This window comes from Agromyces sp. 3263 (assembly GCF_031456545.1).
Classification (GTDB): domain Bacteria; phylum Actinomycetota; class Actinomycetes; order Actinomycetales; family Microbacteriaceae; genus Agromyces.
In genome coordinates this window covers 214,859-226,568 of record NZ_JAVDUV010000002.1, presented here as the reverse complement: position 1 = coordinate 226,568, position 11,710 = coordinate 214,859, and the positions used below count along the sequence as shown (strand labels likewise).

9 protein-coding genes are annotated in these 11,710 nt (G+C 69.0%); 2 read left to right on the top strand and 7 right to left on the bottom strand.

Annotated features, from left to right (window positions below; all coding sequences use genetic code 11):
- Positions 1-3: 3 nt before the first annotated feature.
- Both J2X63_RS14245 and J2X63_RS14240 read right to left on the bottom strand, forming a co-directional pair.
- Positions 4-669, bottom strand: coding sequence for a class F sortase (locus tag J2X63_RS14245; RefSeq protein WP_309978384.1), 666 nt, complete (start codon positions 667-669; stop codon positions 4-6).
- Between the two features lie 17 nt (positions 670-686).
- A complete protein-coding gene (locus tag J2X63_RS14240) occupies positions 687-1,520 on the bottom strand; it encodes a DUF4397 domain-containing protein (protein WP_309978382.1) in 834 nt (277 codons plus the stop codon).
- Between the two features lie 191 nt (positions 1,521-1,711).
- On the opposite strand from J2X63_RS14240, the gene J2X63_RS14235 reads away from it, so the two are divergent.
- Both J2X63_RS14235 and J2X63_RS14230 read left to right on the top strand, forming a co-directional pair.
- Entirely contained in the window at positions 1,712-1,930 is a 219-nt protein-coding gene (locus tag J2X63_RS14235; protein WP_309978380.1) for a hypothetical protein, read from the top strand.
- 139 nt (positions 1,931-2,069) lie between these two features.
- A complete protein-coding gene (locus tag J2X63_RS14230; protein ID WP_309978378.1) occupies positions 2,070-2,504 on the top strand; it encodes a TIGR03618 family F420-dependent PPOX class oxidoreductase in 435 nt (144 codons plus the stop codon).
- A gap of 142 nt (positions 2,505-2,646) precedes the next feature.
- On the opposite strand, the gene J2X63_RS14225 is transcribed toward J2X63_RS14230, so the two are convergent.
- The 5 genes from J2X63_RS14225 to J2X63_RS14205 all read right to left on the bottom strand — a co-directional run bounded on the left by J2X63_RS14225 (position 2,647) and on the right by J2X63_RS14205 (position 11,616).
- Entirely contained in the window at positions 2,647-5,013 is a 2,367-nt protein-coding gene (locus J2X63_RS14225; protein WP_309978376.1) for an arylsulfatase, read from the bottom strand.
- 262 nt (positions 5,014-5,275) lie between these two features.
- Entirely contained in the window at positions 5,276-6,514 is a 1,239-nt protein-coding gene (gene manD / locus J2X63_RS14220; RefSeq protein WP_309980149.1) for a D-mannonate dehydratase ManD, read from the bottom strand.
- A 46-nt stretch (positions 6,515-6,560) separates the two neighbouring features.
- The gene (locus tag J2X63_RS14215; protein WP_396133178.1) at positions 6,561-7,919 is read right to left on the bottom strand and encodes a mannitol dehydrogenase family protein; all 1,359 of its coding nucleotides are present in this window, start codon (positions 7,917-7,919) and stop codon (positions 6,561-6,563) included.
- Positions 7,920-7,972: 53 nt separating this feature from the next.
- The gene (gene uxaC, locus J2X63_RS14210; RefSeq protein ID WP_309978373.1) at positions 7,973-9,370 is read right to left on the bottom strand and encodes a glucuronate isomerase; all 1,398 of its coding nucleotides are present in this window, start codon (positions 9,368-9,370) and stop codon (positions 7,973-7,975) included.
- Positions 9,367-11,616 (bottom strand): glycoside hydrolase family 2 TIM barrel-domain containing protein, encoded by a 2,250-nt coding sequence (locus J2X63_RS14205; protein WP_309978371.1) that lies wholly within the window; start codon positions 11,614-11,616, stop codon positions 9,367-9,369. Before J2X63_RS14205 ends, uxaC begins: the two co-directional genes overlap by 4 nt.
- Between the last annotated feature and the right edge of the window lie 94 nt (positions 11,617-11,710).

The following is an 11,710-nucleotide window of genomic DNA, read 5'->3' as shown; positions in this document are numbered from 1 at the left end:
ACGTCACTCCGCCGGGGTGGCGGTCAGCACGAGATTGCTGAGGTAGTGGCGGTTCTCGTAGTCGAACTCACCGCCGCACGTCACGAGCGTGAGTCGCGGTGGACCGGCGCGGTCGAAGGCGGCGTTCCAGTCGACGTCGGCCTTCTCGACGACCTGCACGGACTGCACGGCGTACGGATGACGCGTGCCGGCGGCATCCGTCACGATGATCTGCGTGCCCGCCGGCGCATCCTTCAGGCGCGCGAACGGGAGCAGGTCGTACTCGAGGGAGTCGACGTGGGCGGCGATCACCGTCGAGCCGGTGGCGCTGGCCGGAGCCGGCCCCCACTGGTACCAGGCGGCGATCGACGGATCGTCGAACAGCCCCATACGGCCCTGGTCGTCGAGACCGACCGGTCGCACGGTGACGTCGATACCGAGGTCGGCGATCTCGATCCGGTTCGGCGCCGGCGGCGCGATGGTCCGATTGTCCTCGAGCGCTGCCGACCTGCGCGGCACCGCCGGCACCGCCGGCGGCGGGGGCGACGAGCGAACGGTGAGCTCGGGAGCGGTGGTCGCGGCTGACGACGCCGGTATCGGTTCCGCGCCCGACCCTCCGACGCAGGCGCACAGGGCCGAGAGCACGGTGGTGGCCGCGACCAGGGAGACACCCGCCCTGGTCGCAGCCATGATCCGCTTCGGCGGGGTCAGCGCCGGTCCTCCGCGGCACGGCGCCCACGAAGCGCGGCGAGACCGAGGACGGCCCCCGCGAGGAGTGCCGCTGCCGTGACCAGCCATCCGACGGCTCCCGACCCCGGCGCGTTGGTGGCCGCGAGCCCCGCGACACCGGCGGGCACGCCGTCGGGCGTCGAGTGAAGCCCGCCGATGGGCTGGACCGCGAGGGCCAGGTTGGCGTCGTCCAGGCTGCCCCACGCGTAGACGATCGTGTTCGTCCCTTCGGCGACGTCGACGTCGGCCGGGCCGATGACGGGGGTGGTCGTCCCGGCAGCCGCGACGGACGCCGAGACGACAGCCGCCGGCAGGGTGAGGATCTGCTCGTTCGGGTTCGTCAGGTTCGTGATGACGGGGGCCCCGCCGGCGAGCACGTCGACCGCGGGTGCTGCCGCGACGTGGCGCACGGTCAGCCGGCCCTCGCCGGGCGCGATCTGCGAGATGTCGTTCGTGAAGAGCGTCGCGGTCGGCTCCCCCGCCTCGGTGAGGTGGGCGACGGCGGTGTAGTTCTTGCCCGACTCCAGCGGGAGGTCGACCGGCCCGATCGCGGGAGACGATGCGTCCGTGGCATCCGACGCGGTGATGGCGACGGTGTAGGTGCCCGCGGGCAGCTCGAGCGGACCGCCGAGGTTGCCAGGCTCGAAGTCGTCGAGCTTGAGTTCGTTGTTGACGTACACGTCGACCGTGAGGCCGGGCACCCCGTGCAGCACGGAGAGCGTGGCCGGCGCGTCGGCGGCGTTCGCGGGTGCGACGGCACCGAGCACGACGAGCGCTCCGGTGCCGATGGCGGCAGCGAGGATCTTCTTCATGGTTCCCTCCAGGTCAGCCCGTAGGCGGGGCAGCGAGTCGCCTTCACCACCTACTTCGGCCGCCCAGCCCGAATCGGATGCACTCGTATGGAGTTCGAAAATCAGGTGAGGAGCTGCATCCAAAGCCGCGAAAGGAAGCGAAGTACATAGTGTCGGGTGATCCCGCACCCGCCGACAGAAGGGAAAGTCCAATGAAGCGCATTCTCGCCACCGGATTCATCGTCGCGCTCGCCACGTTCGGCGTCGCCGGCACCGCCCACGCTGCGCCCGCCGACGCTGCCTGTTTCGGCCAGGTGCACAAGACCATCAACACCGAGGGCGCCCTCGGGTTCACGAACGTCGGAGACGTCGTCCAGGCACTCGGCGGCCAGGGCAAGAACGCGACCGCCAGAGGCATCTGCGGCGACTGAGCGCCTGACGCAGCTCCCGCAATGTCGTCGGCGGCTCGGAACCGTCGTTCCTGAGCCGCCGACTCCTCTTGCGCCGGTCCAGGATGCGGAAGCCCGTGCTGGCCCTGGGCGTCACCTCGCGGCGCCTACCATCGATCGTATGGACGCCGCACCGGATGGCCCGCTGATCGCTTCCCGCTCCCTCACCCAGCGGGGCCTGCAGTTGGTGACCGAGCGGCACCTCGCGACGCTCTCGACGATCGGGCCCCGGGGTGAGCTGCACGTGGTGGCGGTCGGCTTCACCTACGTCGACGGTGTCGTCCGCATCATCACCAGCGGTGGCAGCCAGAAGGTCCGCAATGTCGAGCGCGACCACCGCGCCACCGTCGCGCAGGTGTCGGGGCCCGAATGGCTCAGCATCGCCGGCCGCGCCGTCGTCGAGCGCGACCCTCGGTCCGTCGACCTCGCGGTTCGCCTCTACGCCGCGCGCTACCGGCAGCCACGTGAGAATCCGAGCCGGGTCGTCATCCGCATCCACCCCGAGCGGGTTCTCGGCTCGGCCGGCATGTGGTCGACGACGTCCACCGGGAACTGACGGTTACGGGCGCCGCGGAAGGCCCGCAGTGCCGCCCGCCGCGCTGTTCCACCGTCGGGCGGACGGGACGTGAACCCGCGACCGATGGATCTCGGCCCGTGCCTTCAGCTCGGCCGATCGGGGCCCGGTCTGCGCGTGGAGGTCATTGTCGGGCCATGGCGACGCGGAGTCGTTCCTCGGGGTCGATGAGGTGCTCGTGGTCGTCGGCGCCCGTGTCGATCTTCACCCAGTGGATCTTGCCGGTGAAGCGGCTGGATTGTGGGGTGTAGTCGGGACTGACGGCGGTGCCGGATTCGTAGCCGACGTCGGTCGTCTCATCCGCGGAGAAGATCAGCGGCTGCGTCGCGCCGACCCGGCCCGCGCCGACCTGCTCCCCGTCGTGATACAGCGTGACATCGCCGCCCTTCGCGAGCCCGCCGCCGTCATAGGCGAACTCCATTCGCACTTGATGCCGACCGGCCGGGATCTGCGACTCGGCCTCCGTCGTGAACGACTGGATGCCGAGCACGTTGTAGACGAATTTGACCCTCCCGCCGCTCACGAAGACGCTCCATCCCCCGAAGCGGCCGCCTTGCGCGATGATCACGCCCTCGGCTCCGCCCTCGGGCACGTCGATCTCCGCCGTCACCGAGAAGGACTTGTTCTTGATGCTCACGACGCTGCTCTCGGAAAGCCGCCCCATGCCCGCGTAGAGCACCTGGGAACTCCCACGGATGAGGGTCGGCCGCCCAGCCAGCTCCGGGTTCAGCCGCTCGGCCGTGCGGTCGTCGATGGGCAGCACGTTGTACTTGACCGCCTCGATCAGCCAGAGCCGCTGCAGCTCGTGAAGCCGATCCGGCTGCTCGGACGCGAGGTTCCGTGCCTGGCTGAAGTCGACGCTGCCGTCGTAGAGCTCCCAGACGTCGTCGTCGAACGCCGGCACGACGCCGCCGACCATCTGCCACGGGGTGCGGTGCTTGGTCACTGCGCTCCACCCCTTGAAGTACACGCCCCGGTTACCGAACATCTCGAAGTACTGCAGGTCGTGCCGTTCCGGCGTGTCGGGCTCGTTGAAGGAATAGAGCATGGAGGTGCCCTCCATGGGCGACTGCTGCACGCCGTTGACCGTCGTCGGTTCGGGCAGGCCGGCCGCCTCGAGGATGGTCGGCGCGACGTCGATGCAGTGCGTGAACTGGGTGCGCAAGCCGCCCTGCTCGTCGATCCCCTTCGGCCAGTGCACGATCGTGCCGTTGCGGGTGCCGCCCCAGTGCGACGCGACCTGCTTCGTCCACTGCAGCGGGGAGTTCATCGCCCACGCCCAGCCCACTGCGTAGTGGTTGTACGAGCTCGGCGTGCCCAGCTCGTCGATCTTCGAGGCCATGAACTCCGGCGTCTCGAGCGCCGCCATCCCGTTGAAGTTCGCCATCTCGTTGAAGGCGCCGTTCACCGTGCCCTCGGCGGATGCCCCGTTGTCGCCGATGATGTAGTAGACGAGGGTGTTCTCGAGCACGCCGAGGTCCTCGATCGCGTCCAGTACGCGCCCGACGTGGAAGTCGGTGTGCTCGAGGAAGCCGGCGTAGACCTCCATCTGCCGCTCGAGCACCGGCTTCAGCTCGGCGGGCATGTCATCCCAAGCGGGAATCTCGTCGTGTCGTGGGGTGAGCTGGGCATCAGCCGGGATGACCCCGAGCGCCTGCTGGCGTGCGAAGGTCTTCTCGCGCTGCACATCCCAGCCGTCGGCGAACTTCCCCTTGTACTTGTCGGCCCTCTCCGTCGGGACGTGGTGCGGCGCATGCGTCGCGCCAGGTGCGAAGTAGACGAAGAACGGCTTGTCTGGCATCAGGGCCTTCTGCGTGCGGATCCAGCTGACCGCGTGATCGGCGAGATCTTCCGTGAGGTGGTACCCCTCCTCCGCCGTCATCGGCGGCTCGACCGGGGTCGTGCCGTCGTAGAGCGCGGGCTCCCACTGGTTGTTCTCCCCGCCGATGAAGCCATAGAACGTCTCGAACCCGCCGCCGGCCGAGGGCCAGGCATCGAACGGCCCCATGGGAGACGACTGCCACACCGGGACCTCGTGGCACTTGCCGAACTGCGCCGTCGAGTACCCGTTCAACTTGAGCGTCATCGCCAGCGGGGCCTTGGTATTCGGACGGAGCGAGCTGTTGCCGGGCGCCGAGGTCGCGGTCTCGGTGATGCTGCCCATGCCGACCGAGTGGTGGTTGCGGCCGGTCAGCATCGCCTGGCGGGTCGGCGCACAGAGTGCGGTCGTGTGGAAGCGGTTGTACTTCAGGCCGCCGGCCGCGAGGCGTTCGGCGTTCGGTGTCTCGCACGGGCCGCCGAACGCGCTCGAGGCGCCGAAGCCCACGTCGTCGAGGAGGACGATGAGCACGTTCGGCGCCCCCTCGGGCGGGAGCAGCGGCTCGATCGGCGGGTACGCGGTCTCGGGATCCTTCGCGTCGTACGTCGTCAGCCCCGGCGACGGACGGTCGGGAATCGGCAGCATCGTGCGTGCGTGACGATCAGGATTCATGTCTTCCCCCATTCGCCGTCCATGACGACAGGGCTCCACGATACGTACTTCGGTGGTCGGCCGAATCATGCGGTTCGGATGATGTCTCCGCGGGCGGCGGAACGCGCGATGGCATGCCGCGATCGGCCCCCGAAGTCCGCGTCTCCCGCAGGCAACGGGATCACGCCGTGAGGATCACCTTGAGCGCCTTCGTCTCCGCCGCGCGTTCGAAGGTGTCGTCGGCATCAGTCGACGCCGCCGACGAGGTCGCGCCGGTCATCGGTCACCAGTCATGAACGGTGCCGTCGAGGAGACGGTTGTACGGCAGGTAGGCCTGCTCGTACGGGTACTTCCCCGCTTCGTCGATGTTGAGTGCGACGCCGAGACCGGGCTTGTCACCTGGGTGCAGGTAGCCGTCGGTCCAGGTGAAGGACTGCTCGAACACCAGGTCGGTCTTCGCGCCGTGGCGCATGTACTCCTGGATACCGAAGTTGTGGATCGACAGCCCGAGGTGCATGGCTGCGGCCATGCCGACCGGGGAGATGTCGGTCGGGCCGTGCATGCCGGACTTGATCTGGTACATCGCGGCGTACTCGAGCGTCTTCTTCAGCGGAGAGATGCCGCCCATGTGGGTGACCGCGCCTCGGACGTAGTCGATGAGCTGGTCGCGGATGAGGTCCTTGAAGTCCCATACCGTGTTGAAGATCTCGCCGATCGCGAGAGGTGTCGTGGTGTGCTGGCGTACGAGGCGCAGGGCCTCCTGGTTCTCGGCCGGGGTGCAGTCCTCGAGCCAGAACAGGTCGTACGGCTCGAGGTCCTTCCCGAGGCGGGCGGCCTGGATCGGCGTCATGCGGTGGTGCCCGTCGTGCAGCAGCGGGATGTCCGGACCGAACTCGTTGCGGACTGCCTCGAACACGCCGGGCAAGTGGTTCAGATAGGCCCGCGTATCCCAGTCCTCCTCGACCGGCTTGGCTCCGCGGCGTGCCGGCTCATGGTCGTATCGCACGGATGCGTCGCCGACGTCGGCGCCCTGTGCAGCGATGCCGTAGATCGCCTTCAGCGTCGGCACGCCCGTCTGCACGCGGATCGCGCGATAACCCTGTTCCTGATGCGAGCGGATGGAGTCGAACAGTTCGGGGAGTTCCTTGCCAGACGCGTGCCCGTACGCCATCAGCCCGTTCCTCGAGGCGCCACCGAGCAACTGGTACACCGGCATGCCGGCGGCCTTGCCCTTGATGTCCCACAGCGCCATGTCGACGGCGGCGACCGCGGCCATCGTGACCGGTCCGCGCCGCCAGTACGCCGAACGGTAGAGGAACTGCCAGGTGTCCTCGATCTTCGCGGCATCCGACCCGATCAGCAGCGGCACGACGTGTTCGCTCAGGTACGCGACGACCGCGAGCTCGCGCCCGTTCAGCGTCGCGTCACCCAAACCGGTCAGACCGTCGTCGGTCGTCAGCTTCAACGTGACGAAGTTGCGGTCGGGGCTGGTGACGATGACCTCAGCCTGGTCGATGATCATGCTCATGGTCTTGCTCCGTGGATCGTGGGTAGGCGGGTTTCCGGGGTCAGGATGTCTCGAGCGCGGTGACCGCGTCGGCGACGTGTGCGGCGAAGCCGGCGTCATCCGCGAGGCGTGCATTCAATGCGGCGAGCAGGGTGTGCCGGGCGGATGCATCGAGGTCGGCGATCGCGGCCTGATCGACGCCGTCCGGGACTGGTGCCCACCCGGCGCGCACGCCGAGCATCCACGCGGCGATCGCGGCGGCGCAACCGGGCGCCTCGTGCCCGGACGCGAGTTGGCCGAGCGCGACGGGCACGATGCGCAACCGCATCTTGGTGGTCGAGTCCTGCGCGATCTGCGCGAGACGGTGCTCGATGCGGGGGTTGCGGAACCGTTCGAGGAGCGCGGCCCGGTAGTCGGCGAGGTCGAACGCGGGCAGCTGCCGGGCGTCGTCGTCCCAGAGCGCTTCGACGAGGTCGCCGCAGACCGGGTCCTCGATCGCGGCCGAGACGACGGTGTGGCCGCGGGTCTGGCCGAAGGTCGCGAGCACGGTGTGGGCGCCGTTCAGCATCCAGAGCTTGCGGTTCTCCCACGGGGCGATCTCGTCCACGAACCGGGCGCCCGCGGATTCCCAGTCCGGGCGGCCGGCGGGGAAGTCGCCCTCGAGCACCCAGTCGGAGAACGGCTCGGTCACGACCGGCGCTGCGTCGAGCCATCCGGTGGCCCCGAGGACGGCGTGCGACTCGGCTACGGCGTCGATCGCTGGCGTGATGCGGTCGATCGAGGTCGAGACGACCGAGACCGACGCCCCCAACCAGGCGGCGAGGTCGGGTGATGTCCGGCCGGCGAGGTCGGCCAGCGCGCGTCCCAGGAGCCCGCCGTTGTCGGGCAGGTTGTCGCAGGGCACCAGGGCGATCGGGCCCGCGTCGGCGCGGCGCCTGGCGTCAAGGGCCAGCAGAACCCGGCCCAGGGCGGTCGCGGGCCGGACGGCGTCTGTCGTGTCGCCAGGGGCGGTGTGCCTGAGCGCGTTCCGAAGCAGTTCGACGTCGGATTGCACGGCCTCATCCTCGAGATCCGGGGTACCGTCGGCAGAGAGCCGGTAGCCGGCCTCGGTGATCGTGAGCGTGAGGATCGCGACCTGAGCGTCGGCGACGGCCGTGACGAACCCGGGCACGTCGTCGCCGGCTTCGACGCGCACGATCGATGGAATCAGCTCGAACCGGTCGCCGTCCGCGCCGCGCTCCACGAGCGTGTACAGGCCGTCCTGCGGGCCGAGCCGGTCGACGAGTTCGCGGCTGCGACCGGTGAACGCGGCGATCCCCCACTCGTCGGCATCGGCCGCATGCGCCGTATACCAGGCCTGGTGCGCGCGGTGGAATGCGCCGAGACCCAAGTGCACGATCCGTTCCGGCGGAGCCGGCACCCCTGCCGCGGCACGTGACAGGCGCACGTCGGCGTGAGCTGTCGTGGTGGCGGTCACAGCTTGAAGACCTCTCGGGGAATGGCGTCGACCAGGTCGTCGATGATGCGCTCCGCGGCATCCATACGCACCCGGCCCTCGACGACCAGACGCGCGAGGAACCCGGCGTCGACCCGTCGTGCCGTGTCGTGACGTGCCGGGATCGACAGGAATGCCCGCGTGTCGTCGATGAACCCGCTCGAGCGGTAGAAGCCCGCGGTCTCGGTCACGGCGGCGCGGTGTCGGGCGATCGCGTCGGGCGCGTCGAGGAACCACCACGGTGCACCCAGGTACACGCTCGGGTAGAACCCGGCGAGAGGCGCGAGTTCGCGCGAGTACGTGGATTCGTCGATCGCGAAGAGCACGAGGTGGAAGTCCCGCTCGAGCCCGTATTTCTCAAGAAGCGGCCGGATGCCTCGCGTGAACTCGGTTGCGACCGGGATGTCGTGCCCGGTGTCCGCGCCGAACCTGGCGTACGTCGCCGACGAGTGGTTCCGGAGCACGCCCGGATGGATCGTCATGACCAGCCCGTCGTCCACGCTCATCCGCGCCATCTGCACGAGCATGTGTCCGCGGAACGCGCGTCGCTCGGCAGCGCTCGCGGTGCCGGCGACGACCGCCCGGAACAGGCGCTCGCCCTCCCCCGCGTCCACGTCGCAGGTGAACAGCTCTTCGACGCCGTGATCGGTCGACACGGCGCCATGCCCGATGAAGTGCGCGCGGCGCTCCTCAAGGGCACTGAGGTAGCCGGCGAAGTCGCCCGGCCGACATGTCGCGGACAGCAGCCGCTCGACGTTGTCCGCGAACTCGACCGCGTCGGGGTCGAGGTACCGATCGGGCCGGAAGGTCGGCGCCACTCGGCCCGGCAGATCGGATGTCGCGAGCAGGGCGTGCGCCGCCAGGTCGTCCAAGGGGTCGTCCGTCGTTGCGAGGAACTCGATTCCGAACCGTTCGAACAGCGCCCGTGGGCGGAACTCCGGTCGCACCAGCGCGGCCGCGATCTCGTCGAAGACCGCATCCGCCGTGTCCGGGCCGAGTGCCGTCGTGATTCCGAAGACTCCGTCGAGCTCTTCCTCGATCCAGTACCCCGAGGCTGTGCCGGCGAACCGGTGCCAGTTCGCGGCGAGCCTGCGCCATACCGTCCGCGCGTCCCGCCCGGCCAACGCGTCGACGACCAGGTCGGCCAGGTCGACGCCTCCGGCGTGCAGCATCCGGGTCACGTAGTGATCTCCGGCGACGAGGAGGGACACCGGATCGGCGTACGGCTCATCGCGCAGCAGCAATGAGGGCGGCACGTGCCCGTGCGGCGAGATGATCGGGCTCTCGGCGACGCGTTCGTACAGTTCGGCGGCGACGGCCCGCGTCGAAGGATCAGCCGGCAACAGGCGGGCTGGATCGCGGCGCGGCGCGGTCATTTGGCGATGAGGTTGAGCCGGGCGTTCAGCGCCGCGACGGTCTCGATTGACATGCCGCCCGCCTGCTTGATGAGCTTCTCCACGCTCATGCGGTCGACGATGGCCTGCATCGCCGGGGGGATCTCGACACCTTGGCCGACCTCGCCGCGGGTGGTCGCGAGGGCCTCCATCACCGAGGCGATGACGTGGGCACCGTCTTCGGACTGCTTGATGTCTCCGAGCGAGTCACGGACCGAGAAGAAGCCGGCGGGGTTCGGCAGCTCGGCCTCGTCGAACCAGTTGGCGACGGTCGTCGTGGGCAGGACGCTCGCCGCGGGAACCTCGTCCACCCGGCGCAGCACGATCGTGTCGGCGAGGTCGCCGGCGCGAGCGGTCACCTCGTGCTCGCCGCTCAGGGCAACCTGGAAGCGGAAGGCGCGCCGACCATCGGCCACGCCGATCTCGACGCCGTCGACCGACAATGCCACGCGTTCCTGGTTGGAGTACACGATCACCTCGGTGACATCCTCCGCCCGTTCGGCGCGACGACGACCCGCGACATGCACGAACGGCTCGCTCGACCACGCCGCCTTGTACAGGTAGAAGGCGTCCTTCTTCAGCGATCGGTCGAACGAGACGAGCCCCTTCTGGTTGCGGCCCGCAGCGCCGCCCTCGTCACGACCGGCGGACCCGAAGTCCGCGAGGTTCCACACATGCGTGGCCCATAGCCACGGCCGTGCCTCGATCATGCCGACCATGTGCTCGTGGTACGACGCCTGGTACCCCTCGGTGTAGTCCCCCTTCTCGGGAGCGGCCGACTGGAACTGCGCGTTCGCATCCGCCCCGTACTCTGCGAGCCCGATCGCGATCTCGGGGTAGGCCGCATGGAAGTCGTCGAGCCAGGTGTCGTTGTCGGCGACCTCGCCGACGTACCAACCGAAGTAGAGGTTGTACGACATGACGTCGGGCAGGCGGACCAGCGGGTGGTCGGTCTCGAGGAGGAACAGGTTCGCCATAGCGGTCAAGCGGGTCGGATCCAGCGCGTGAGCGAGGTCGTTCAACTCGCGGTGGGCGGCGACCACGTCCTCGCCGGATCCGGCGAGGGTGATCTCGTTCGACAGGCCCCAGGAGATGATGCTCGCGTGATGGCGGTTCTGCACGATCAGCTCGGTGAGCTGATCGCGGGCGTTGTCGGTCGCGCCGGGCAGGAACACGGTGATCTGCGGGATCTCCGCCCAGACCACCAGACCCGCCTCGTCGCAGAGGTCGTAGAAGCGCTGGTCGTGCTGGTAGTGCGCGAGTCGCACCGTGGTGGCGCCGAGCTCTCGGAGGAGCGCGAGATCCCGCTGCTTGTTCTCCTCCGTGATGGCGTTGCCGACGCCCTCGAAGTCCTGATGACGTGAGACGCCGCGCAGCGGGTATTCCTCGCCGTTCAGCAGGAAGCCGCGCTGCGGGTCGGTCTCGAACTCGCGGCAGCCGAAGCGCAGCTCGACCTCGTCGAGCACCCTGTCGCCAACGAGCAGTGCGGCTCGGGCGGTATAGAGGTGCGGGTCGCGCAGGCCGTGCCAACGGTGAACGTGCTCGATCGAAAGCGTCGAGTTCGCCTCGCCGTCGATGAGAGGCGCGATCACGGTCGCTTCGCCGTCAATGGCGAAGCGCACGCCGGTCGCAGATCCGCCGGAGGTCGTGACCACCGCCGCGCTGAGCGTGACCTCGGCGCGATCGCCGTCCAGTTCCGCGGTGACGATCAGGCCGGGGCCGCCGTTGCCGGCGAGGTCGAAGTGTTCGGGCCCGACGGTGATCTGGCGCACCTCGCGGTAGATGCCGCCGTAGAAGGTGAAGTCGGCCTGCTGCGGGTACACCCGCTCGTTCTTCGTGTTGTCCACGATCACGACGAGCGTTCCCGATCGGTCCCCGAGCCCATCCGTCAGGTTCACGCGGAAGGTCGAGTAGCCACCATCGTGAGTCGTGAGGAGGCGTCCGTCCAGGTACACCTCGGCCGACGAGTTCACGCCCGCGAACTCGACCCAGGTCACGACACCGGACCCGTCGGCCTCGATCACGCGTGCATACGTCGAGCGGCCGCGACGGTACTCGCCGCCGGCCTGGCCGTCGATCGCGTTCCAGGTGTGCGGCAGCACGACCTGCTCACCCGCAGCCGCGATCTCGTCCCAACTCGACCCCACGGGCAGTTCGACGGGAGCGAACGCCCAACCGTCGTGGATCGATGTGACCCGACGGGCGAGAGGGGCAGGGGGCGGCGTCATGGGAGTCTCCTTCGCACCAGTGTGCGCCGGCGCACGCCGGCTGGGGCCCGACCCACGATACGAAGCGAATCACCGGCATGATAGAACTGGTCAC